Raw genomic sequence first — 24522 nt, 5'->3', positions numbered from 1 at the left:
TTCACATTATTTTTCAGTTTCTTTAATTTTAGTTTGCACTTCGCCAGTTTTAATTTTATTACTTTCTGAGAAACGTAGTAAATCTCCTTCAATAATTTTGTCAGACATTCGTAATTCATTTTGTGCACGGTTAATGAGTGCTTGAGCTTCTTTTTTTGGTAAATCTACAATTTCACCTGTTATGCGGTCATAGAAAGTGTTGTTTTTGTATGCATATTTGTCTGTAATGAAGCTACCATCACGTAAAACAACAAAACCGGTATATTCATCTGAAAACATATCATGACCAAAACGAATATCGTTCGTAGTATCAATCCCTAATAAATTGAGAATAGTAGGTTTCATATCGATTTGTCCCGTAGGCTTTGAAATCGTTTGACCTTCTGTTTGTCCAGGGACATGAATATATAAAGGTGTACGTTGTAAATTTAAAGTATCAAATTCTGTTATTTGATCTTTTTCTAAAAACTGTGCCATTGCACGATTATGTTTTTCAGAAATGCCATAATGATCACCGTATAATACAATAATAGAATCATCATACATTCCCTCGGCTTTTAAACGCTCAATAAATTTTTTAATTGATTCGTCTAAGTAACGTGCTGTTACGATATAACGATCAAATACGCCATTACCAGAGTTATATGGTTCAATGAATTTTGTATCTTCATCATACGTAAATGGATAATGATTCGTTAAAGTAAGGAAACGAGCATAAAATGGTTGATCAACAGTTTTTAATATATCTACTGATTGATCGAAGTATTCGATATCTTTTAATCCCCAATTTAAATTTGTTTCGGGCGTAATTTTGTAATCAAGTTCATTATAGTAACGGTCATAACCGAGAGCAGAATACATAATGTTACGATTCCAAAATGTTGCATTATTCGCATGGAATACAGAAGTGAAATAACCTTGCTGACGTAAAATTTCTGGCGTCGCAGTATAATCATTGTTACCGTGTGTGAAAAATACAGCTCCTCGATTTAATGGATATAACGACGTATCGATTAGAAATTCAGAATCGGATGTTTTTCCTTGCCCAGTTTGGTGGAAAAAGTTATCAAAGTAATAGCTTTTATTTATGAATTCATTCAAAAATGGTGTAACTTCTTGTCCGTTAACTGTTGCGCCGATTAAAAAGGTTTGCAGGGATTCAAGAGTGACAACAATTACGTTTTTTCCTTTCGCTACACCAAACATGTGAGGATTTGGCTCACTTTCGTTTGCCTTCACGTAGTTTTCTGTTTCTTGTAATTTGCTACTATCAGCAAGTGCCTTTTGTGATCCTGCTTTTACTTGCAGTGTTAAATCATAAACTTGATGCGTGTATAGTCCTAAATTTTTAACAAGCATGACCCGGTCGAATGATCTCGTTAATAGTTCAGGTCGTTCTTTTTCTGCAAGATGTAGATTTGCAAAAAATACACCAACCGTTAAGAGAAAATATACGAAGCGTGCCGGATGCGTTACACGTCCTGTTTGAAAGACTAGTGCTTTCTTCTTTAATAAAATAAAGAAGAAAATAATGTCTACGAATGCGAGTATAATTTTGTAGTTCAATATTTCTATAATACTACCGCCTAGTTGGCCAAAGTTTGATGTTTGTCCAAGTACTGGTAACGTAACGAAATCACTATAAAAATCATAGAACATTACATTTCCAACAAGTATGATTGTTAATAAAAAATTAATACACAGCGCGATATAATTTCGCTTTTCACCGGTTGCAAATAATGCGAATCCGACAAAAGCTAATGATGCAGCGAGCGGGCTAATAAACAAAATAAGCTCTTGTGTAGAAGATTCAATTTTTAAATCAAAACTGAATCTTGTAATAAGATATGTTTTTAACCATACTGCTAAAGCAATTATTAAAACAAAGCTTATATTTTGCATTTGTAAATTGATTTTATTTTTCATTTTGACTCCTTCTTTATACAATTTATTTAACTTGTGTTATATATTATATTTTTATAACTATTAGAGTGTAATAAAACATTTAGCCAATGGTTTCTAACGGTAATAATATGAAGTATTCATATACGTACAATGGGGAATTTTAAAGCATAAATCTATTTTTTAGAACAGAGCAGAAAAAGTCATAGTTGTAGTAAAAAATACTTATAGACATCCTAACATATTAAACACTATGATGATGTTACAAAATATCGAACAAATGAAAGTAGAAATGAATAGAGGCTTGTAAAACGATTGACATTCAATTCTAATAAATTGAATGTCAATCGTTTTACATACATAGTTATATTACATATGTATCTCGTAAAATTCCGATTTTTTACGGGGGAGTCGTTAGCGGGGGAAGGATAAGGTACATAAATAAAGCGTTGTGAAATTTAAACCATAGATAAATATTTTCCAACATATAACCCATTTGCAGCAGCTTGAGATAATGAATGAGTGACGCCGGAACAATCCCCAACTAAAAATAGGCCATGTATACTCGTTTCAAAATGGTTATTGAGCTTTATCCACAATTAAAACCTTTTTGTTACTTTTAGCTAGTAAATAAGCCATAAAAATGCTACTTACTCCAGCGCCGATAATTGTAACATCATACATATTCTTTCACATGCTAACGAATAGTTTGTTTTTTATTTTTCTAGTGTATAACAATTTTATGAAGTTAAGAAATAGCTTTTATTAATAAAGAGAGTTTTTGAACTTGATTCTTTTTTAATTTTTCAGAGTGGTGGAGTAAATACAAATTTTTTATTTGAAAGAAGAGATAGTTTTAAAAAATCACTATGTCATATGATTAGTAAAATCTTCCATATAAAAAACAGACCTTTTAAGTGAAGAGGTCTGTTAATGATTTTAAATGTTATTTAGCGAAGACGTGGTTACCAATTACTGCTACTGTTTGACGTGTCGTAATCCATTTGTCTGTTGATGTTTTCGGATTATAGAAATAAAGCCAATCAGAATGTATTCCATTTGTGGAGATAGCCTCTTCTACAGCCATTTTTGCTTCTGCGCTTGCAGGTTGATTAATTCTTCCATCTGTAACAGGAGTAAATGCATATCCGTATTTAATAGGTTCATAAATAACGCCTGTTATTGTATTTGGAAAACCTTTTGCGTTTACACGGTTTAGTATAACTTTCGCTACTGCTACTTTTCCTTTATATGATTCGCCACCTGCTTCAGCGGTAACTAAGCGTGCCATTAAGTCTTTTTCTTTTTCTGAAATGCTTGAGCTTATTTTTATATGTTGTCCTGTATAAAGCTTGTTTCCGACTGTATTGTTAATTTGTTTTATAGATTGAACGGTAACATTGTAACGCTTTGCTATCGTTTCTAATGAATCTCCCGGTTGTACTTGATAAATAATTTGTCCAGAAATGTTCGCAGGCTTGGCGTTTTGGTGAACAGTGATTTCATTTGAGTTGACGGAACTCGGGATATGTAACTGTTCGCCAATGAAAGTTTGATCGTTTCCTTTATTATTAGCCTGTTTAATGGATTGTATTGAAACGCCGTATTGTTTACTGATGCTCCAAAATGTATCATTCTTTTTTACTGTGTGAATGGTAGAAGCTTCAGCTGTACTTTGATTACATACGAATGTAATTGCAGCTGCAGATAAAGGGATTATATGTTTTGTTTTTAATAATTTCATTGTAAATCCTCCTAGGAAAAATAAGGTGAAACGGTTAAGTACTGTAGTTCAAAATGTCTATATATAATATTTTAATGTAAGTATATTAGCACATATAAAATAAATAATCATTATAAGTTTCTTATTTATGTAGTGTAGAGTCCGAATATGAAATATTGCATATGAAAATCCGTTGAAGTTCATATTGCTGATTACTATAATCTATTTAGTAGAAGGGGGATATGTTATATAAATGAAATTATTATAGATTAATATAATGATTAAATATTATTAATAGGAGAAGTGATGTAATGAATATATTTAAAAGAATATTTGTTTCAGCTGTAATCATTTCAATGTTTTTAGGAATAGGAGGCACTGTCAATATTGTAAATGCTGATTCTATAGAACAGCAGAGTAAATTAGGAATAGACCAAGAAACAGATAAGCAAATCATTGTAAAATTCAATGCGGATTTGAAATTACCATATGAAGATGGTATTGAAAAACAAATACAATCTCAAACGAACGATAAAGTACTAGAAGATCTTTTGGTAGAATATCCAGATGTAACATTCATGCGTTTATTCACATCTGTAAGTCCAGAGGAAATAGAAGACCTTGAAGTGAAAGCGCCCAATAATGTATCTACAAGTTTATTAAACTACTATATTCTTCAAACTCAAAATGGTGAACAAGAGGAAGAACTAGTAGATAGGTTAAAGAAATCTTCTTTAATAGAAGATGTGTATATGAAGAAACAAGAAAAAATAACGCCACCAGAAGTGCAACCATCAAGTGTATCTCTTAATCCTAATAACAATCCTAGATTTAAACAACAAGGTTATTTAGAAGCAGCACCATACGGTATTAATGCGCCCTTCGCCTGGGGAGTCCGAGGCGGTAATGGAAGTGATGTAACCTTTGTTGATATGGAATATGGATGGTTATTAAATCATGAGGATTTAGTACATCAAAATATTGAGTTAATGTCTGGAATAAATATAGATCAACATGTCGGTCATGGGACGTCTGTACTAGGAATTGTATCCTCTGAGGACAATGAAGTTGGGAATATTGGGATTGCGCCAAAAGCGAAAGCAAAGGTGATTTCTCAAATAAGAGATAACGGACAGTATAATACAGCTGATGCAATATTAAGTGCTGTAAATCAGTTAGAAGCTGGGGATGTTTTATTGTTAGAGGCACAAGCATCTTTCGATGGATATGGTGATAAATATTTACCTGTTGAAGTACAACCAGATATCTTTGATGCGATCCGTGCTGGTACAGATAAAGGTGTTGTCATTATAGAAGCTGGAGCAAATGGTTGGAATGATTTAGATCAATTTAAAGATAGAAATGGTAAACAAATTTTAAATCGTAATAGTAAAGATTTTAAAGATTCAGGTGCAATTATGGTAGGAGCGGGCTCTTCATCTCTCCCTCATGAACGTATGTGGTTTTCGAATTATGGAAGCCGTATTGATGTGTATGGTTGGGGAGAAAACGTAGATACAACTACAGCTGAGCAAAGTCGAAGTGCTGTAAATCTTTATACATCTAGCTTTAGTGGCACGTCAAGTGCTTCACCTATTATTGCCGGAGCAGCGACTTTAGTACAAAGCATTGCTAAAGAAAACTTAGGACAACCATATAGACCGAGTGAACTAAGAGCAATATTAAGCAACCAGAATACAGGAACAAAATCTAAAGATCCATATTCAGATAGAATTGGTGTTTTACCAGATTTGAAGTCTATACTAGTAAACTTAGGGTATGGACAAAGAAAACCAAACGGTGGAAATGAGTTACAAGTAACAGAAAATGAACCAAATAATGAACGTATACAGGCAAATAAAGTTAACTTTCATACACCGATGAAAGGGACACTATATAATAGTGATAGAGTAGATGTATTTACTTTCCAAATTGACTCGCCAGAAAATATTACTATTTCTCTATTAAATGAACAAAACATTGGGATGACATGGGTGCTTCATCATGAATTAGATTTAAATAACTATGTAGCATATGGTGAAAATGAAGGAAATGTAGTTAAAGGTACTTATAATGCAAAGCCAGGTAAATATTATTTATACGTCTATAAATATGAGAATAAAGATGGTTCATATGTATTGAATATAAAGTAAACGAAAGGAACTTCAGGTGAAGTTCCTTTAAATTTTTCTAATTTAGGATATGTGAATGATTTTTTAACTTTACTTCTATGTAATATTTCATATTTATGAAATGTTATTTATTTTTTACTCACCAGATTATATTATATTCAATAAGTTTGATATAACACAGAAAAAGGAGGAATAATAATGAGCAGTAAGAAATTTATTTTGAAATTATTCATATGTAGTACGATATTTATCACCTTTGTATTTGCTTTACATGATAAGCAAGTAGTTGCAGCAAGCTCTGTTAATGAGTTTGAAAATTGGTCAAAGTGGATGCAACCTATACCTGATAATATCCCATTAGCACGAATTTCAATTCCAGGAACACATGATAGTGGGACGTTCAAATTACAAAATCCAATAAAGCAAGTATGGGGAATGACGCAAGAATATGATTTTCGTTACCAAATGGATCATGGAGCTCGTATTTTTGATATAAGAGGACGTTTAACAGATGATAATACGATAGTCCTTCATCATGGGCCATTATATCTTTATGTAACCCTGCATGAATTCATAAACGAAGCGAAACAATTTTTAAAAGATAACCCAAGTGAAACGATTATTATGTCTTTAAAAAAAGAGTATGAGGATATGAAAGGAGCAGAAAGTTCCTTTAGTAATACGTTTGAAAAAAGTTATTTTGTGGATCCTATCTTTTTAAAAACAGAAGGAAATATAAAATTGGGAGATGCTCGTGGGAAAATTGTACTACTAAAAAGATATGGTGGTAGTAATGAATCTGGAGGATATAATAATTTCTATTGGCCAGATAATGAGACGTTTACCACAACTGTAAATCAAAATGTACATGTAACAGTACAAGATAAATATAAAGTGAGTTATGATGAGAAAGTAAAATCTATTAAAGATACGATCAATGAAACGATGAACGATAGTGAGGACTTACATCATCTATATATTAATTTTACAAGCTTGTCTTCTGGTGGTACAGCATGGAATAGTCCATATTACTATGCCTCTTATATAAATCCTGAAATTGCAAACTATATAAAACAAAAGAATCCTACAAGAGTAGGTTGGATCATTCAAGATTATATAAATGAAAAGTGGTCACCATTACTGTATCAAGAAGTTATAAGAGTGAATGAGTCACTTATAAAAGAATAAAGATGATGAGAGTAAGAAGCGATAAAATACGGCGCTTCTTATTAAAAATACAGTTTGTCTTGTAAACGGGACAATTTTCGAATTATCTCAATCGATGTTTCATTATGAAAAGGCCAAACTTTTAAATCGGATCAATTTTAAGTGAAAAATGAATGTAATTAACTTTACGAAAAAGCAACTGATTATAAGTGATCAGTTGCTTTTTATTTTTAAAGTGGATGAGCAAAAAAACATGAAAGTGGTTGGTCCGTTTTTGGCAAACATCCATTATGATAAGAGAAGAAAGGTAGTATGTTATTAACATTTTAAAGAGGAAATTCTTTATTCAAATAGATTGTCTTTAGAGAGGTGAAAATACAATGATTTTTGCAATTTCACTAGTCGTTATTATTGTAGTTGGATCGCTGTTTGGGACCGTGCTAGTTGCGCGAAATGTGGAGGAGAATTACGGCAAGTCTACAAAGAGAAATGTGAAAAACTTATCAACTATTTATATTATCCTTCTTTTCGTACTACTTGTTGGGGTAACGTGGTATGCGGTAATAATTTGATAGTTTGTAACAGAACTGCAACGAGAGTATGAAGCTGGAATTTCAGAAGCTATCGAGTAATCAGAAACGGGGCTATTTTAATATATCCATTTTAGGATGAGAAAATGTGACTAATTAATACTATTTTTACGGTAAATACTGTTAGTAATAAATTGAGGATAGTTAGCTTTGAAAGGAGGCAACTATATGGAATGGAAACCAAATCGTGCAGATAAGACGCCTGTATATAAACAAATAGCGGATTATATTGAAAGAGGTATTTCTTCAGGTGAGTTTCCTTCTGACAGTAAGTTACCTTCTGAGCGCATGTTAGCAAAAGAATTACAGGTGAATAGGAGTACGATAGTAGCTGCATATGAAGAATTAAAATCAATTGGAGTAGTAGAACGGCAAAAAGGAAGCGGAACACGGGTGAATACAGACATATGGGGTGTTTCACATAAACGAATACCGAACTGGGGTAGGTACGTTGAGGATGGATCGTTCTTACCTAACGTACCACTTGTTCAACAAATTAGAACGGAAACACAAAAAGAAGACTTAATTAATTTAGCGAGTGGTGAATTGTCACCAGAATTAATTCCGAGTGATAGATTCCGAACAATTTTGTCGGAGAAAACATTTATGGAAAACCTCGGTTATGACCATCCACTTGGAAATGAAATGTTGAGAAAAACAATTGCGGCACATGTTCAGCAATATAAACAAATTGAAGCAGATTCGAATTCTATCCTTATTACATCAGGAGCACAGCAGGCACTTAATCTTATCGTTCAATGCTTATTAAAACCTGGCGATGCGATTGCAATTGAGGACCCTTCGTATTGTTTTTCACTGCCGATGTTTAAATCTGCTGGCTTAAAAATATTCCATTTACCTGTTGATCAGCATGGAATGAATCCAGAAGACTTAATTGATTTGCATAAAAAGCATCGTATTCGTATGGTATTTTTAAATCCGGATTATCAAAATCCAACTGGAACTGTGCTTTCATTAGCAAGACGTAAAAAGATTTTAGAACTGTCTTCTGAATTTGGTATACCGATTGTAGAAGATGATCCGTATAGCTTAACTTCATTTAATGGAGAAGTGAATCCAACATTAAAATCAATGGATCAAAACGGCAATGTTCTTTATATAAGTTCATTATCAAAAATTGTTGCATCAGGATTACGTATTGGTTGGATAATTGGCCCAATGCGTGTAATAGAACGTTTAGCGGATGCAAAGCAGCAAGTTGATTTTGGCCATAGCGTATTTACGCAGTGGGTGGCAAATCAATTTTTAGAATCAGAAGATTTTCATGCACATATTACAATGCTCCGTGGACAATTGAAGGAAAGAAGAGATGCGTTAATTAGAAAGCTTGAAGAAATATTAGGGGACCAGGTTGAATTCTTTGTTCCAGAGGGTGGAATACATTTGTGGTGCAAAGTGCAAGGAACGTTTGATGAATATCATTTATTAGGTGAATCTATACGAAATGGTGTAGCGTTTGTCCCGGGGAGTGTTTTAGGTACTAAAAGTGAATATGTTCGTTTTACTTTTGGGAGAGTAAATGTCGAACAAATTCAGCTGGGAATGACGAGATTTGCGGAAACGTTAAATGAAATTTCATAATAGTAATGCGTAATATTGAAATGAGGGAAAGAAATGAAGTACGTGATGCTTTTACTTCAAGTAGGCGTGCTATATGTATTTAGCTTAGTTGGTACGTGGATTCAAGGGGTATTCCATCTATCAATGCCAGGAAGTTTAATAGGGATGTTAATGCTTTTTCTACTCCTTTCTATTCGTATTTTACCATTAAAGTGGTTTGAAGAAGCGACAATCGGTTCGGTGACTATGATTGTAACAGGGATACTCATCAGTATATTTAGACCATATGGAACGAAATTTATATTTTAAATTGTAATGGAGATGATGAAAGTGACAACATGGTTTATAGTTACATTATTTATTTTTGGTGCCCTTAAAGTACTCGTTTCTAGTATGCCAACTTCAGTTGTAGAATCTATTATTAGTAGATTTGAATTACATCAAAAACTTGATGAGGAGAATACCTCTATATCGATAGATGGAAAAAATATAGAGGGGGAAATGAAACTACAAGTTATTCATGAATTTAATGAAGCTTTATTTTTAGATAAACATTATTTTCCACCGCGCGGAGAAGGAATACCAATCGTCATTGATACGAAAAAAGGGAATAAAGAGATTAGATTTTCTCTATACAGCTATGAGGAACACGTTGACGTAATAAAGCAATATAAGAAGAAAGTCGTTGCCTATCGTTTACGATCTAAAAGCCTTCAAACCCGTGCACCATTAGCAATAACTAAAGATTATGCTTAAGAAGAGATCTATAATGATCTCTTTATTTTTTTATACAATGATATACTTTCCAAATAAAAAAAAAGAATATCATATAGCCAAATAAAGAGTATGTATGATTCCAATCTACACTATGAGTAAAGAAACCTAATCTTTCAGCAATCTGTTCAAAAATGCTAGCACAAATACCTATTGTAAGAATAAATAGAATCCTAGAAAATACAGATAGGTTTTTTGAAATGTGTATGAAAATTGTTGTTAAAATCGGTAGTACAAACAAAGTAAAGCCTATGTTAACTGAAAATATGGATGAGAATGGTCTAACCGGAAAGGAATATATTTGTTTCGCAACAAAGAAAGCATCTAAGCAAGTGCCGATAATAGAAGATAGTAAGATTGTAACGACTAATGCGAAAAGGTTATTCTTCTTCTCGAAGAAGAACATTTTTCTTTGCAAGAATGGCCAGTTCAATCTTTTCGAGTGTTTTACAGTAGTCTTCTGTGATTTGTCCATGTATCCTTTCCTCCTTATCAGTTAAATAATGTATGACTTGCCAGTCGTTAAACCAATCTTCATATTCTGCTTCTTCATGTTTCATATTTTTCCATGCATACATAAGTGCAGGGCTATATATACGGTAGGTATCACTTTTTAATTGGCATTTCTTTATTCTTCGTTTATAAAACTCTCTTGAAAAGGATTCATTTACGCTTGAAAATAAATGTGGCCAATAATCTTTTCGTGATCCAGTGTGTGGATGAGTGTCAGCCCATTGTAGTATACGAGCTAAAACATGCTCATCATGAAATAATAGTGCATATAATCTTTTTCCGAGCAAAATTCGTTCGTGTAAGGAAGTGAAGTGTTTCATTGTATCACCAATTAATTTTGTTTTCTGTATAGGCTTTTCTTCGCAGAAAGGGAAGAGGATATGATTAAATTGAAAGAAATCAAAAAGTTTGAATCCAATACTATTTAGTACATTTTTTTTGAAGTGTTTATTTTGAATTACTCTTTTTTCTAAGTAGTTTTGTTCATTAATAATAGTGGAAATAGCTAATATTTGTTTGTTTCCGGTTTTCCAAAAAAAGTTCCATATCGTTTCCATAAATGTTGACACATTGAGATGAGGGAGGAGATAAAAAAGATTTTTGGATTTTTTTACACTCTGTTCATATAACAAAAATTGTGGATACACATCTTGAAAGATAAGCCAATTCCCCCGTTCTAAAAAAGAAAAGAAAGTAAATTGATCTTTCTCAGATAACAACTTCGTATATAAATCCCCCTTTAAATCTGTCATGTTCCAACCGCCGTTACGCGAAACCATATGTCCAAGTAATGCCCAATGTATTTCAGGATACCTTTTGTAAAATTGATAGTAAGCGCGAGTTCTTGTCACATTATTTTGATTTAATAATTTTGTTCTTTCTTTAATTGTATGTATTAATATTTCTTCTTCTTTCGAAAAGGGGTAAAGAAAGTTATTTGCGTTGGTGCATTTTTGTTTTAGCTCATTTTTTATTGAGAAGAGGGATAGGGGAATGTTTTTGTAAAGTTTATGATTTGGATTGTTGTGCTGCATGTAATTCCCTCCAATTCAAGTCTGTTATCATAAATATATTAGTAACTACTTACATAAATGATATGTGAAGGAAATGAAAAGTTGCAAAGCACAAAAAAAGAAAGAGGAGACGGGCTCTTCTTCCTTTTTCTTGTATGTATTTGCGCTAATGGTTATAACGAACACCTTTTTTGAGAAGAGTAGAAAATGAATCAGCATGAATAGGCTTGCTGTAGTAGTACCCTTGAATAAACTGACATTTATTTTTTTGAAGGAAACTCACGTGTTCTTTCGTTTCTACACCTTCAGCAATGACAGACATTCCTAATGTATTTGCTAATGTGATGATTGTCTTAATAATTTCCATTCCATCGTCACATGTTTCAGACATTGTAATAAATTCTCTTGGGATTTTTAACGTATCGATTGGATATAAAGGTAAGTAAGCTAGCGAAGAATAGCCTGTACCAAAGTCGTCGATTGAAATGTGAATCCCTAAACTTTTTAGTGTACGCAGTTTTATCAATGTTTCTCGCTCATCCATCATTGCAATTCGCTCTGTTAACTCAAGATCGAGAGAACTTGCTGGTAAACCTGTATTTGCTAAAGTAGAAGAAATAGACTTTACAAAATCCTCTTGTTCAAATTCTTTAGCAGATAAATTCACACCTATTTTTAAATGTGAATATCCGAGTGAGTGCCAACGTTTCATTTGCTCACAAGCCTGCTCTAATGTCCATTTTCCTATTGGAATGATTTGTAGTGTTTCTTCTGCAATCGGAATAAACTCGTATGGAGAAATAACGCCTAATTCGGGATGATTCCACCTGATTAGAGCTTCTGCACCGATAATTTTATTAGATTCACTATTAACTTGAGGTTGATACAAAAGGAATAATTCTTCATTTTGTATTGCATTTGGTAAATCTTTCTCTAATCGTAATCGTCTTTCAATTTTTTTAGCGATTACATCGTCATAAATAGAGACAGCGTTAAGCTCTTTTGCCTTTGCATCATACATTGCAACATTAGCGTTTTTCAAAAGTGTAGCGGTATCGATTCCAGAATGTGGATAAATAGCGATGCCGATACTCAGTGATAAAGTTAATGTATATTCATGTATGACAAACGGCTTTTCTATGCTTTCAAATAATTGGTTACATAACTCGAATAAGGCATATTCGTCAGTATAATTTTCAATTAAGATTGTAAACTCATCACCACCAATTCTTGACAGATGAGTATGTGATGGAAGACATGATTGGAATCGCTTTGCAACTTCTTCTAATATGTAATCTCCGGCCGAATGTCCAAGTGTATCGTTGATTGCTTTAAAGCGATCGAAGTCTAAATATAATAATGCAAACTCGTTTTCTGTTTTTTTAGCACTTTTTATAACTTTTTTTAATTTCTTATGGAAAAAGGCACGGTTCCCAATTTTCGTTACAGTATCATGGAATGCTAAATATTTAATTTCTTCTTGCTGTTTTTTTAGTGCAGTAATATCTTTCACCATAATATAGCTTCCTGAAATTTGACCGTCTATCATAATAGGGACGATGGTAACGTATAAAAAATAAGTAAAGCCATCTTTATATTGAGAACTAAGTTGTATGGATGCCGATTCTTGTTGTTTCACTTTTTCTAATGCTGATGCTAGTTTATGTTTATCTTCATCTAAAATAATCGAAAAACAAGTTTCACCAAGTAACTCATCCGTTGGTGCACCGAGTAGTATACTTCCAGCTTTATTTACATTTAAGAATACGCCATTTAAATCAATTGTAAAAATAGGGTCAGGATGATATTCATATAATGATTTGAATTTTTGTTGCTTTTGAGATAGAGCCTCTGATTTATGAACTAAATCTGAAGTTCGTAATCTAACTTTTTCTTCCAATTGGGCATTGAATACTTGTAAACGTTTGGTTAGAGAATTGTTTTGCATACGTACAATAGAATGACGAATGAGTACGAAAATAAAAGCAATACAATTTCCCGTAATGAGAATGGAAGATGCTGTTTGTTCTTTTAACGTAAACCCGATTAGTATTGCAACAGCAAGATAGGGAAATACAACTAAAGCCTTTTTTCCTATTATAGGGTTTACAATGAAATAATTTTTATGACTATTACGATCTTCTGAAATAGATCCAGCTATTGCAATAAGTAATATAGGTATTCTATATAAAAGACGTAATAGTGTTATCGTTTCAGTTGATAAATGGTTATGTAAGTAAAAATAAATATAGTTAAAAGTTGCAGAACTTATTAATACAAAAATAAAGATATAAATTTTCCGTTTAGAATTAAAAATTGTTGGACGGAAAAAGAGACTAACACCTAGTAGAAGAAATAATAAATCTGCAATTGGATATAGAAATGAAAGGAAAACATCTCCTAGTGAAAGAGAGAATATATTTAAATTTGGTTGATTAAATAAATACCACTCCAATGTGAATATGGAAGTAAGTACTATGCATATATCACAAATAAAGAACGCTTTTTCCCATTTATCGCATTCTTTTAGGATTTTATAGCAGAAAGCGATAAGACAGAAGAGTAGAAAAAGCATATAAAACACATCAGAAATAGTAAAACGATGTATTGGAATTTTGAAGAAACTCTCTTGATATGTATATACTATTTTTCCTAATAAAAAACTACCAATTGCTATCGTGATACATATCCAAAACGGATTTGAACTAACTTTTTTAGAATATATAGAATAAATGAGTGATACAAATGTAATGGCTTCAACAATAAGGGAAGCAAAGCGTACATCCGAATTTGAAAAATGAGTGGGGAACAGATAGAAAAACATAAAATAGATTGAATAACATATTAATGTTCCAATTAATATACATATTTGTAAATTTTTATTGAATTTCAGTGAAATCACCTTCTTTAATTATGCACTATGTTCGTAATATCTATACATAATAATATTATTTAAGAATTGTATCAGATTTCCTTATAAAAATCATGTTTATAAGGAAAGTATCGAAAAGTATAATTATTCTTAAGTTTTAAAGATATTGAGTTTGATAGTATATACTGCATCAAGATTTTAAATAGAAATTGTATATTTAGTCATCTTTTGAATTGTAAAGGTTTTTTATTGATTTGGAAGTGGAGATGCAAAATTGCATATAAAATGATGAGGATCTTCTTCTTAGGTGATCTTTTGATTGTTATAGGCTATTTTAAGTAAGGATTTTATTTGTAATCTGAAAATTAACTCTTGTAAAAATATTAGTGGGCTATATAAAATAAGAACGTGTATTCTTATAGAGTATATAGCGTTTCGATTAAATAGGGAGGATTTTTTATGTTATTTCGAATTGAAGATGCAGAAATATACTATGAAATTGTTGGAGAAGGAAAACCAGTCATTATCATACATGGCTGTGCTCCTGACCATAGGTTAATGATGAAATGTATGGAATCAGTATTTCAAAAAGATGAAGGTTATAAGCGAATATATATTGATTTACCTGGAATGGGAAAGTCGAACGCTCCAGATTGGATAAATAGTTCAGATCATATATTAGAAGTGTTAACTATGTTTATTGAAGAAATCATTCCAAAGGAAGATTTTTTACTAGTAGGAGAGTCTTTCGGTGGATATTTAGCTAGAGGGATACTTTCAAAAATGTTTGAGAGAGTCAATGGACTATTATTAATATGTCCTGTGGTTGTTGCGATGCAAAAAGAAAGATGTTTACCGGATAAACAGATAATTGTACAAGATAAGGAGTTTTTAAATACGTTAACTTCTACCGAAAGAGAAGAATTTAGCGAGTTAGCAGTAGTAGCAAATGAATATACATATAAGCGATTTCAAGAGGAAATTAAGCCGGGGTTAGATGTTGCTAATTATGAGTTTATTGAAAGGTTGCAAAAAAATTACTCTCTTACTATAGATTTTCACCGTAAGAAATATGAGAAACCTGTTCTGTTATTAGCCGGAAGACAAGATATATCGGTAGGTTATCAAGATATTATAGAAATTATTGATGATTACCCAAGAGCGACATTAGCGGTGTTAGATATGGCAGGGCATAATTTGCAAATTGAACAGCCTGAATTATTTGAGAGTTTAGTAGGAGAATGGATTAGACGAACAAATCAGCAAAGTTTATAAAAAACGAATGAATATTTTCAAGGAGGAAGTATGAATACATATATTTATATGGTTAGGCATGGTGAATCACCAAAATTAGAAGGGAGTGAAAGAACACGGGGATTAACTGAAAAGGGAAGTTTAGACGCTCATAGAGTAACGGACATATTAAAAGCAGAGGCAATTGATACTTTTATTTCAAGTCCGTATAAAAGGGCTGTGTTAACGATAGAAAAAGCAGCCAATTTCTATGAAAAAGAAGTATTAATATATGAAAATCTCAAAGAGTGTATGTTTTTAAGTGAGGATCAGGTTATATCAGATAAAGAAGTGTATCCACTTGTAAAGAAGATGTTCTCTAATCCGGATTTTGCACGAACGGAAGGAGAGTCATATACGGATTGCCAGAGAAGAGTAGTGAAAGTATTAAGAGAAATCTTAATGGATTTTCAAGGACAAAAAATTGTAATTGGTACACATGGGCTTGTCATGACATTAATGATGAACTATTTTGATGAACAATATGATTTTGAATTTTTAATGAATACGTCAAAACCAGATATATATAAGATGGAATTTAATGAATGTAGAGAGATTATGGAAAGCGGAATAAAGTTGGTTGTATGGATTTTGTTGTAAAAGTTACTTTTATAGCAAAATCTTTTTTATTTCAATAGAAAGCATTTTTATCAACTATTTTTAGAATGTTAAATCAATAAGTAATTATTCAGTTTCTGAATAATATAATTAAAAATTGGTTTAAGCAAACAATTTTAAATGTGACAAAACTCCAAACGTTGGATTTATATTCAATAGGAGAAAAAGATGTAGAAGTTTGTCTTACTGTCCTCGTTTACTTTTTATTTCATTACATATAGGCTTTGTGGTGTAAGGGAGGACATCACCTTTACGCAAAATCTATAAGGAGGTCATTGTAATGAAACAAATTAAAAAGTTTGCGGGAGTTGCTTTAGCGGGGACGATTGGATTAAGTGGACTACTGTTTTTAGAACCAAGTATAAGCGCTGCGGAATCACAGCAAGTGAAAGAGGAGAATTTCAATGCAATTGATGTATCGATGAATCTAAATGAATTATATGTATTAAGTGGCAGAAGCATTGATATTCTTTCTGGAGATAAAGAAGCAATTCAGCTAAATAAATACACAATTCGTTTTAGTAAACCCGGGAAGTACATTATTAGGGTAAATGGTTGTATTTATAACGATGTATATACTTTTATTGTGAATGGTTAGTATATCTTCTTAAATTATGGAATAAAAAAGAAACGCCCTATTTGCGGTGAGAATCGTAAATAGGGTGAATTTATTTGTATTAAATTGTACTTTAAACATGTTCACTAATTTTCTTTTTGTTATGTAGAGTATGTAAAAGTGTTTGAAATACCTTAAATGATTGCTGAAAGATTGGACTTTGAATAAAGGTATACAGAAAAGTTACGATAAAAACAGGACCACCTAGCATAAATCCAATAACTAGTACAATGCATTCTACAATGATTCGAGCACGGCTAATAGATAGACCTGTTTTGTCGGAAATAGTAAGCATGAATCCATCACGAGGTCCAGCACCAATTCCAGCCGCAACATACATACCTCCACCGATACCTGTAATGGCAATACCAGAAAATAAAATGAGTAAGTTTATCCATAAATAATCACTAGCGTTTGGAAGAATATTTGATTGTAAGAAAAAGTCCATAATGGGACCGATAAGTAGTGCATTTAAAAATGTTCCCACATTTATATATTTTCGATCTACTAGTAAAGAAATGAGAACGAGACATAACCCACATATGACACTCCACGTACCAATCGTCCATCCAAACCTTTGGTAGAGAGCCATATTTAAAACTTCCCAAGGATGTAAACCGAGAAATTTTACTTTGACTGCAAGAGCATTTCCAAGCCCAAAGAAGATTAACCCTAAGAAAAAAAGAAAATAGCGAAAGAGAGTTAGCCTCATTTTTAAAACCTCCCATATTGTATAATTATGTATATTACATGTAAGGGTTTTAATGTACAAATTTTACGACTTTTCAGCCGGTATTTAAAATAGCTAAAATACAAATGAAATATATGTATTCACAGTCAAAAAAGTTAAAATATTTCGTCTCAAGGATTATAATAGAGAAAGAAGTATAAAAGGGAGTGAATGAATTTGAAACAAGAACTTATTGAAAGATTTACGAGATATGTAAAGATTGATACGCAATCAAATGAAGACAGTCATACAGTGCCAACAACACCAGGACAAATTGAGTTTGGTAAGTTATTAGTTGAAGAGTTAAAAGAAATTGGGTTAACAGAAGTAACGATGGATGATAACGGATATGTAATGGCAACACTTCCGGCTAATACGGATAAGGATGTTCCTGTAATCGGCTTTTTAGCACATTTAGATACAGCAACAGACTTTACTGGAAAAAATGTAAAACCACAAATTCATGAAAACTTTGACGGGAACGCAATTACATTAAATGAAGAGCTTAATGTTGTATTAACGCCAGAACAGTTCCCAGAATTACCGTCTTATAAAGGACATACGATTATTACAACGGACGGTACAACACTGTTAGGAGCAGATGATAAAGCTGGTCTTACAGAAATTATGGTTGCAATGAATTATTTAATACATAATCCGCAAATTAAACATGGGAAAATTAGAGTTGCGTTTACGCCGGATGAAGAAATTGGCCGCGGCCCAGCGCATTTTGATGTAGAAGCGTTTGGCGCTTCATTTGCTTATACGATGGATGGAGGTCCATTAGGTGGTTTAGAGTATGAAAGCTTTAATGCTGCAGGTGCTAAGTTAACGTTTAACGGAACGAATACACATCCTGGAACAGCGAAAAATAAAATGCGTAACGCAACTAAACTTGCTATGGAGTTTAATAGCTATTTACCAGTAGAAGAGGCACCAGAATATACAGAGGGGTATGAAGGATTCTATCATTTACTTTCTTTAAATGGTGATGTTGAGCAAAGTAAAGCGTATTATATTATTCGAGATTTTGATCGTGAAAATTTTGAAACGCGTAAACATAACGTTGAAAATATTGTGAAGCAAATGCAAGAGAAGTATGGACGAGATGCAGTCGTTTTAGAAATGAATGATCAATACTATAACATGCTTGAAAAGATTGAACCAGTGAGAGAAATTGTTGATATTGCATATGAGGCAATGAAAAGTTTAAATATCGAACCAAATATTCATCCGATTCGCGGTGGAACAGATGGATCACAATTATCGTATATGGGATTACCAACCCCAAATATTTTCACAGGTGGTGAAAACTATCACGGTAAATTTGAGTATGTTTCGGTAGATGTTATGGAAAAAGCTGTTCAAGTTATTATAGAAATTGCAAGACGATTTGAAGAACAAGCTTAAAAAAGAACCAAGTAGTGCAAAAACGCTACTTGGTTTTTTAGTATAATACTCGCCACAAATAAAAAGTTGCGTAAGACTCCCAGTTGATCCAATTTGCCGCAAAATCTTTTATTTCCTGTTTAGTCGGTTTACTTTTAGAACCTGTTATATATTTAATTGCATTGTGCAAACCAACATCGTCAATTGGAAAAGCGGAAGGGAATCGTAAACAGCGCATTAAAACATAGTGAGCAGTCCACGGACCTATACCATGTATAGCAGTTAATTGTTTTTCAGCAATCTTTACATCTTGTGTTTGTAGTAAAGATTCTTTTGATAGTTTTCCTTCTGTAATAAGCTTTGCAATACCGATTAAATATTCACATTTTCTAGTCGTCATTTTTAAATTTTTGAGATCCTCTACGTGTAAATTGGCAATTGTTTCATGTGATGGGAATATCCAATGCTTTCTATCGTTCCATTCTACATAACTTCCAAATGTCTCGACTAATCTTCTTTTTAGTGTATAAGCATAAGTGAGGTTAATTTGTTGCCCGATAATTCCCCAGGAAAGTGCCTCAAATAAGTCTGGAATACCTAAAGTACGAAGGCCAAAATATTGTTCAATTGGTCTTTGAAGGAGTACATCATGTTTAGCTAATGTATAAAAGGGAGCTAAATCAGTAGTTAAATCAAACCATTCAGTTACATAGTTAGCTACAGCATCGCGTATCGGTTTTGCAGAGATATAGGCTTCTCCTAAAAAACGTATTTGAATAGTATCATCCGCATTCATACTAATTTCAACTAAAGGATTTACATCGTGAACAGGGATAACTTTATAAATTTTGTTATCTTCAATGTGGAACATACATTCATTGTTAGAACGGGATAGATAGCGTAAATTTTCTTGAAAACTAAATTCTGTTGGAACTGTTAAAGTTAATGCGTTACTATATTCGGCTGTCATATGAATTCCACCTGTAATTTTTCTAATGCAAGCAATTCTTTCTTCATTTCTAATCCTCCTCTAAAACCAGTTAGTTTACCATTCTTTCCGATAACACGGTGGCAAGGAATCATAATGAGAATTGGGTTGGCAGCAATAGCAGACGCAACGGCACGTACCGCTGTAGGTTTTTGAATTCTATCTGCAATTTCTGTATAAGAATATGTTTTTCCATAAGGAATTTCACGTACCGTACTCCAAACAGATAATTGAAATGCAGTTCCGTAAGCAGCGATAGGGGATGTAAAGGTTTCTCTCTTGTTTTCTAAATACTCGATCATTTCTTTTGTATATACTTGTAAGTAATCTGGACTATGGATCAATATATGTTGAGGCAGTTTTTTTCTAGCCCATATATTTACTTCTTCAAAGGTTTCGTTTTGTGATCCAATGAAACATAGTCCAGTTTCAGTTGCAGCAATATGAAACTTCCAATTTGCATGTGTAAGTAGCGTCCAATATATATAATTATTTTTGTAAGAATTCATTATTGTATCCCTCTTTTATTTCATTCTTTTTTCGATATTCAGTAGGGGTAAATCCAGTTTTCTTTTTAAATAAAGTTGCGAAATATTCTGGGTTTTCTATCCCGACGGCAGTACTAATTTCTTTAATGGGTTGATTTGTGTGTAAAAGGTGTTCTGCTGCTTTAACAATTCTGAACTGCTGTATATATTCTATCGGACTTATTCCTGTCATTTTTTTGAAAGTGCGTTGTAAATGAAAGGGGCTACCATGGCACATTTCCGCAAGTATGTCTAGAGTTAATAATTCATCAAAGTGTTTTTCGATATACTCTTTAATTTGTTCTACCCACTCTTCATTAGGTAAAGTGAGCCCATTTGGTTTACAACGTTTGCACGGACGAAAGTTTTCACTTAATGCTTGCTCTGCATGATGAAAAATTCGTACATTGTTTTTATTCGGTATTCTTGATTTGCATGACGGTCGGCAAAAAAACCCGGTTGATTTCACGGCATAAAAGAATTTGCTATCATAGGAAGAATCATTATGAATAATTGCTTGCCAATGTTCATTTGTTAACTTAACTCCTTCATTGTGCAAAGAACATCACCTCTGAAATTAGTATAACCTGAATAAAGTGTGTATGTATGTATTCATAAATGTAAGAGCAAGATTACAAAGGTGAAAATATTGGATGGCGTTTAGATTATTTTGTTGTTTCCGAGAGAATGAAAGACCAAATAACAGCGGCGAAAATTAATAGTGAAGTAATGGGGTCAGACCATTGCCCAGTTGAATTACATATAAATTTCTAAAAAAAGAAGTATCTACCTAACATGAGGCGGATACTTCTTTTTTAATTCAGTTTGTTAAAATTTTTCAAATCTTTCTTGAAATAATTGCATATTAAATATATAATTAGTAACGATAATCATTATCAATGAAAAGGATTATCAATGGGTGAGGTATAAAAGAATTATAGCTTAGGGGAAGTGAACGAGAATGAGTTCTGGATAGAATTATTAATCTAATAAAATATATATGTAGGACAAGTTTCATATAGTTAAATTTTATTGAGAATATAGTTTGGAAATTCGAGAGGAGATATTTAAAGATGAATAAGAAGTTATTTACATTAGGTATGGTAACAGTTTTAAGTGTAGGACTAGCAGCATGTAATAGTGCGGATAAAACTTCAGGAGAAAAAACTCAACAGACAAAGGCTAGTGAGACGAAAAAAGACGAAAAACGAAAAATTACATATTTAGGTAAAGAATATACAGTGCCAGCAAAAGTAGATAAAATTGCAACAGCTAGTTTAGAGTCAATGGAAGATGCAGCAGTACTTGGAATTAAACCAGTTGGTGCGATTACGGTTGGTGGTAAATTACCAAAGTATCTGGAGAAAGATTTAGAAGGTGCGAAATCTGTTGGTGAGAAAATGCAACCAAATTTCGAAACATTACTTCAATTAAAACCAGACGTTATTACATCTAGTACGAAATTCCCAGCAGAAACAGCTGAAAAGTTTACGAAAGTAGCTCCTACATTCCCGGTATCACATGTTTCAACAAATTGGGAGGATAACTTAAAGTTAATGGGAGAATTAACTGGTAAAAAAGATAAAGCTGAAAAAATTATTAAAGATTACAATGCGGACGCTGAAAAAGCAAAAGCAAAACTAGGAGATAAGTTAAAAGACAAAAAAGTCCTTGTAATTAGACTAAGAGCAAACGAATTATTCCTATACCCAGAAGGAGTATACTTCAACCCTGTAATTTATAAAGATCTTGGATTAACTGTTCCAGAACAATTGAAAACTGTAAAAGCACAAGAGAAAATTTCATTTGAAAAACTTGCTGAACTAAACCCAGATTATATTTTCTTACAATATGAAACAACTGAAAATAAAAACCCGAAAGTGCTAGAAGAAATTGAAAGTAATCCAATTTGGCAAAGTATGAATGCTGCGAAAGAAAAGAAAGTATTTGTAAACGTTGTTGATCCAATGGCACAAGGTGGTACTGCTTGGAGTAAAACAGCGTTCTTAAAAGAAGCAGTGAAAAAATTATCTAAATAATACAATAAGTAAGGTGCGTTGAATGATATGCAGAAAACAAATGCAGTACCAGTAACTATATTATGTATAGCACCCATACTCATCTTATTTACAGTTATACTTTCTATTTTGTATGGGGCGAAAAGTATTGATGCTGAAACGGTGTGGAACGCGTTATTTCATTTTGATTCAAGTGATGTAAATCATAATATCATTATTACTTCACGTTTACCAAGGGTAGTTGCAGCTCTTTTAGTTGGAGCATTTCTAGCCATATCAGGAGCACTTATGCAGGGGATGACAAGAAACTATCTTGCATCCCCTTCTATTATGGGTGTGACGGATGGGGCAGCTTTTGTTATTACACTTTGTATGATTTTTCTTCCGGGAATGTCATCGATTGGTATGGTTGTATGTTCAATGATTGGTTCTGCATTAGGAGCCGGTATCGTATTTGGTTTTGGTTCGCTCCTTCAAAATGGTTTATCGCCAGTTCGTTTAGCGATTATTGGGACAGTTATTGGAACATTTTTAAGCAGTGTGTCTGCTGCAATGGCTTCATACTTCCAAATTTCTCAAAATGTTAGTTTTTGGTTTAATGCAAAATTAGACCAAGTAGACCCTAATATCATTAAAATTACGATACCGTTTGGGATAATTGGAATAGTTTTAGCGCTGTTAATATCAAAATCTATTACGATTCTTTCTTTAGGAGAAGAAGTTTCTATTAACCTAGGGCAGCGTACAAAACTAGTTAAAGCGATGGCTATTTTATCAGTTATCTTTTTAACAGGAACGGCAGTTGCTTTAGTGGGGAAAGTTGGTTTTGTAGGTTTAATTATTCCGCACATTACTCGCTTTATAATTGGGGTAGATTATAAGTGGATTTTGCCATGCGCAGGCGTTATTGGCGGCGTTTTTCTAGCGTTATGTGATATTTTAAGTAGGTTTGTAAACTATCCATTTGAAACACCGATTGGAGTCGTTACCTCCTTAATTGGAATTCCTTTCTTCCTTTATTTAATCCGTACAAGAGGAGGAGAGAGACATGCTTAAAAGTTCAAGTCAACGTTTTGGAATGACGATGGGGATTAGTATATTTTTAATACTATGTGCTATTTATATTAGTTTAACGAATGGTACGTTTGATATTACGATTACAGATGTATGTAAAACACTCCTTAGAATAGATCCAGTACCAGACCATGATTTAGTTATTTTTGAGTTTCGTCTCCCGCGCATCATAATTGCGGGATTAGTAGGGGTAGGTCTCGGTGTTGCAGGTGCTGTTATTCAAGGAATTACGAGAAATGGATTGGCAGACCCAGGTATTTTAGGAGTTAATGCAGGAGCAGGAACAGCAATCGTCATTTTTATGTTTTTCTTCCAAGGGCAATTAAAAAGCACAGACTGGGTTTCTATTATGATGATGCCAATGTTTGGTTTAGTAGGCGGATTAGGTGCAGCTATCATCATTTATCTGTTTTCTTGGAAAAATGGTAAGTTAGATTCGCAGCGTCTTTTATTAACAGGGATTGCGATTGGATCAGGATTTGGAGCCTTTTCTATGTATTTATCACTCAAAATGAAGTCAACCGATTTCGAGATGGCTGCAGTTTGGGTGTCAGGCAGTATATATAGTGCAAACTGGAAGTATATTATTGCAATGTTACCGTGGCTTATCATACTGATTCCACTTATACAAAAGAAAGCTTATTTATTAGATTTATTTCAATTGGAAGAAACGAGTATTACAAGTTTAGGTGTTTCAGTAGAAAGAGAGAAATCAATTTTACTACTAAGTAGTATCGGACTTGTAAGCGCATGTGTTGCAGTTTCAGGAAGTATTGGTTTCATCGGATTAATGGCACCGCATATAGCGAAAAGACTTGTCGGTATTCAGCATAAGCATATCATTCCTACGTGCGGAGTAATTGGAATGTTTCTTGTAATTGCTTCAGACTTTATCGCAAAAACAGTTTTCACACCTGTAGAGTTACCAGTTGGAATTGTTATTTCTATTGTCGGTGTACCTTATTTCTTATATTTACTTTATAAGGCGAAAGCGTAAGAGGA

At 32.8% G+C, this 24522-nt stretch carries 21 protein-coding genes and 5 pseudogenes; 15 read left to right on the top strand and 11 right to left on the bottom strand.

All coding sequences use genetic code 11. From position 1 onward, the window contains the following. Nucleotides 1-6 precede the first annotated feature (6 nt). The 4 genes and pseudogenes from PSR14_RS19365 to PSR14_RS19350 all read right to left on the bottom strand — a co-directional run bounded on the left by PSR14_RS19365 (nt 7) and on the right by PSR14_RS19350 (nt 3646). Nucleotides 7-1926 carry an LTA synthase family protein gene (locus PSR14_RS19365; protein WP_098486982.1) on the bottom strand — a complete coding sequence of 640 codons (1920 nt, stop codon included), beginning with the start codon at nt 1924-1926 and terminating at the stop codon, nt 7-9. 434 nt (nt 1927-2360) lie between these two features. Next, nucleotides 2361-2495: pseudogene (locus PSR14_RS19360) on the bottom strand (NAD(FAD)-utilizing dehydrogenase); the annotation flags it as partial. Then, on the bottom strand, nt 2482-2541 hold the full coding sequence (locus PSR14_RS19355; protein ID WP_232788856.1) for a hypothetical protein: 60 nt from the start codon (nt 2539-2541) through the stop codon (nt 2482-2484). The pseudogene PSR14_RS19360 and the gene PSR14_RS19355, both read right to left, overlap by 14 nt. A 307-nt stretch (nt 2542-2848) precedes the next feature. Continuing rightward, a complete protein-coding gene (locus PSR14_RS19350; RefSeq protein ID WP_098486984.1) occupies nt 2849-3646 on the bottom strand; it encodes a cell wall hydrolase in 798 nt (265 codons plus the stop codon). Nucleotides 3647-3936: 290 nt separating this feature from the next. Between PSR14_RS19350 and PSR14_RS19345 the strand changes: the two genes are divergently transcribed. From PSR14_RS19345 to PSR14_RS19315, 7 genes and pseudogenes are all read left to right on the top strand, one after another. Further along, nucleotides 3937-5778 carry a S8 family serine peptidase gene (locus PSR14_RS19345; protein WP_098486985.1) on the top strand — a complete coding sequence of 614 codons (1842 nt, stop codon included), beginning with the start codon at nt 3937-3939 and terminating at the stop codon, nt 5776-5778. 177 nt (nt 5779-5955) lie between these two features. Beyond that, nucleotides 5956-6945: a phosphatidylinositol diacylglycerol-lyase gene (gene plcA / locus PSR14_RS19340; protein WP_098486986.1), complete on the top strand. Its 990-nt coding sequence runs from the start codon at nt 5956-5958 to the stop codon at nt 6943-6945. Nucleotides 6946-6976: 31 nt separating this feature from the next. Then, nucleotides 6977-7090, top strand: a pseudogene (locus PSR14_RS19335) (GntR family transcriptional regulator); the annotation flags it as partial. 214 nt (nt 7091-7304) lie between these two features. Then, complete coding sequence (locus tag PSR14_RS19330) at nt 7305-7496, top strand: hypothetical protein (protein WP_074542349.1); 192 nt, start codon at nt 7305-7307, stop codon at nt 7494-7496. Nucleotides 7497-7682: 186 nt separating this feature from the next. After that, entirely contained in the window at nt 7683-9116 is a 1434-nt protein-coding gene (locus tag PSR14_RS19325) for a PLP-dependent aminotransferase family protein (protein ID WP_098487599.1), read from the top strand. A 33-nt stretch (nt 9117-9149) separates the two neighbouring features. Beyond that, nucleotides 9150-9350 (top strand): annotated as a pseudogene (locus PSR14_RS19320) (CidA/LrgA family protein); the annotation flags it as partial. 75 nt (nt 9351-9425) lie between these two features. Continuing rightward, nucleotides 9426-9851 (top strand): YfmQ family protein, encoded by a 426-nt coding sequence (locus tag PSR14_RS19315; RefSeq protein WP_000214617.1) that lies wholly within the window; start codon nt 9426-9428, stop codon nt 9849-9851. Between the two features lie 22 nt (nt 9852-9873). Here PSR14_RS19315 and PSR14_RS19310 read toward each other — a convergent pair whose 3' ends face one another. The 3 genes from PSR14_RS19310 to PSR14_RS19300 form a co-directional block, all read right to left on the bottom strand. Then, nucleotides 9874-10344 (bottom strand): CBO0543 family protein, encoded by a 471-nt coding sequence (locus tag PSR14_RS19310; protein ID WP_113732388.1) that lies wholly within the window; start codon nt 10342-10344, stop codon nt 9874-9876. After that, the gene (locus PSR14_RS19305) at nt 10250-11416 is read right to left on the bottom strand and encodes a DUF2515 domain-containing protein (RefSeq protein WP_098487600.1); all 1167 of its coding nucleotides are present in this window, start codon (nt 11414-11416) and stop codon (nt 10250-10252) included. Before PSR14_RS19305 ends, PSR14_RS19310 begins: the two co-directional genes overlap by 95 nt. A 145-nt stretch (nt 11417-11561) precedes the next feature. Further along, on the bottom strand, nt 11562-14288 hold the full coding sequence (locus PSR14_RS19300; RefSeq protein ID WP_130776783.1) for a bifunctional diguanylate cyclase/phosphodiesterase: 2727 nt from the start codon (nt 14286-14288) through the stop codon (nt 11562-11564). A 438-nt stretch (nt 14289-14726) separates the two neighbouring features. Here PSR14_RS19300 and PSR14_RS19295 point away from each other — a divergent pair, with 438 nt between their 5' ends. The 3 genes and pseudogenes from PSR14_RS19295 (at nt 14727) to PSR14_RS19285 (ending at nt 16776) form a co-directional block, all read left to right on the top strand. Beyond that, nucleotides 14727-15542 (top strand): alpha/beta fold hydrolase, encoded by an 816-nt coding sequence (locus tag PSR14_RS19295; protein WP_061131622.1) that lies wholly within the window; start codon nt 14727-14729, stop codon nt 15540-15542. 30 nt (nt 15543-15572) lie between these two features. After that, nucleotides 15573-16134 (top strand): annotated as a pseudogene (locus PSR14_RS19290) (histidine phosphatase family protein). A gap of 324 nt (nt 16135-16458) precedes the next feature. Further along, on the top strand, nt 16459-16776 hold the full coding sequence (locus tag PSR14_RS19285; protein WP_000809486.1) for a hypothetical protein: 318 nt from the start codon (nt 16459-16461) through the stop codon (nt 16774-16776). Between the two features lie 91 nt (nt 16777-16867). Here PSR14_RS19285 and PSR14_RS19280 read toward each other — a convergent pair whose 3' ends face one another. Next, entirely contained in the window at nt 16868-17506 is a 639-nt protein-coding gene (locus PSR14_RS19280; protein WP_001241263.1) for a YitT family protein, read from the bottom strand. 195 nt (nt 17507-17701) lie between these two features. On the opposite strand from PSR14_RS19280, the gene pepT reads away from it, so the two are divergent. Continuing rightward, nucleotides 17702-18934, top strand: a complete 1233-nt coding sequence (gene pepT, locus PSR14_RS19275) for a peptidase T (protein ID WP_098487602.1) — start codon at nt 17702-17704, stop codon at nt 18932-18934. Between the two features lie 37 nt (nt 18935-18971). Here the strand turns inward: pepT and alkA are convergent, their stop codons facing one another. The 3 genes from alkA to adaA are packed head-to-tail and all read right to left on the bottom strand — an operon-like array spanning nt 18972 to nt 20987. After that, the gene (gene alkA, locus PSR14_RS19270) at nt 18972-19883 is read right to left on the bottom strand and encodes a DNA-3-methyladenine glycosidase II (RefSeq protein WP_000123534.1); all 912 of its coding nucleotides are present in this window, start codon (nt 19881-19883) and stop codon (nt 18972-18974) included. Continuing rightward, nucleotides 19880-20410 (bottom strand): methylated-DNA--[protein]-cysteine S-methyltransferase, encoded by a 531-nt coding sequence (locus PSR14_RS19265; protein WP_001089830.1) that lies wholly within the window; start codon nt 20408-20410, stop codon nt 19880-19882. Before PSR14_RS19265 ends, alkA begins: the two co-directional genes overlap by 4 nt. Then, entirely contained in the window at nt 20391-20987 is a 597-nt protein-coding gene (gene adaA, locus PSR14_RS19260) for a bifunctional transcriptional activator/DNA repair enzyme AdaA (protein ID WP_098487603.1), read from the bottom strand. Before adaA ends, PSR14_RS19265 begins: the two co-directional genes overlap by 20 nt. 77 nt (nt 20988-21064) lie before the next feature. Between adaA and PSR14_RS19255 the strand changes: the two are divergent. The 4 genes and pseudogenes from PSR14_RS19255 to PSR14_RS19240 all read left to right on the top strand — a co-directional run. Next, nucleotides 21065-21202 (top strand): annotated as a pseudogene (locus PSR14_RS19255) (exodeoxyribonuclease III); the annotation flags it as partial. A 299-nt stretch (nt 21203-21501) separates the two neighbouring features. Further along, nucleotides 21502-22467, top strand: coding sequence for an iron-hydroxamate ABC transporter substrate-binding protein (locus tag PSR14_RS19250; protein ID WP_074544022.1), 966 nt, complete (start codon nt 21502-21504; stop codon nt 22465-22467). Nucleotides 22468-22494: 27 nt separating this feature from the next. Further along, complete coding sequence (locus PSR14_RS19245) at nt 22495-23502, top strand: iron ABC transporter permease (protein ID WP_001173060.1); 1008 nt, start codon at nt 22495-22497, stop codon at nt 23500-23502. After that, nucleotides 23495-24517, top strand: a complete 1023-nt coding sequence (locus PSR14_RS19240; RefSeq protein WP_000920465.1) for an iron ABC transporter permease — start codon at nt 23495-23497, stop codon at nt 24515-24517. The genes PSR14_RS19245 and PSR14_RS19240 overlap by 8 nt, the downstream gene beginning before the upstream one ends. Nucleotides 24518-24522 lie beyond the last annotated feature (5 nt).

The sequence above is a fragment of the Bacillus sp. A01H genome, from assembly GCF_045277205.1.
Lineage (GTDB): Bacteria > Bacillota > Bacilli > Bacillales > Bacillaceae_G > Bacillus_A > Bacillus_A paranthracis.
This window is presented reverse-complemented; position numbering and strand designations above follow the sequence as displayed.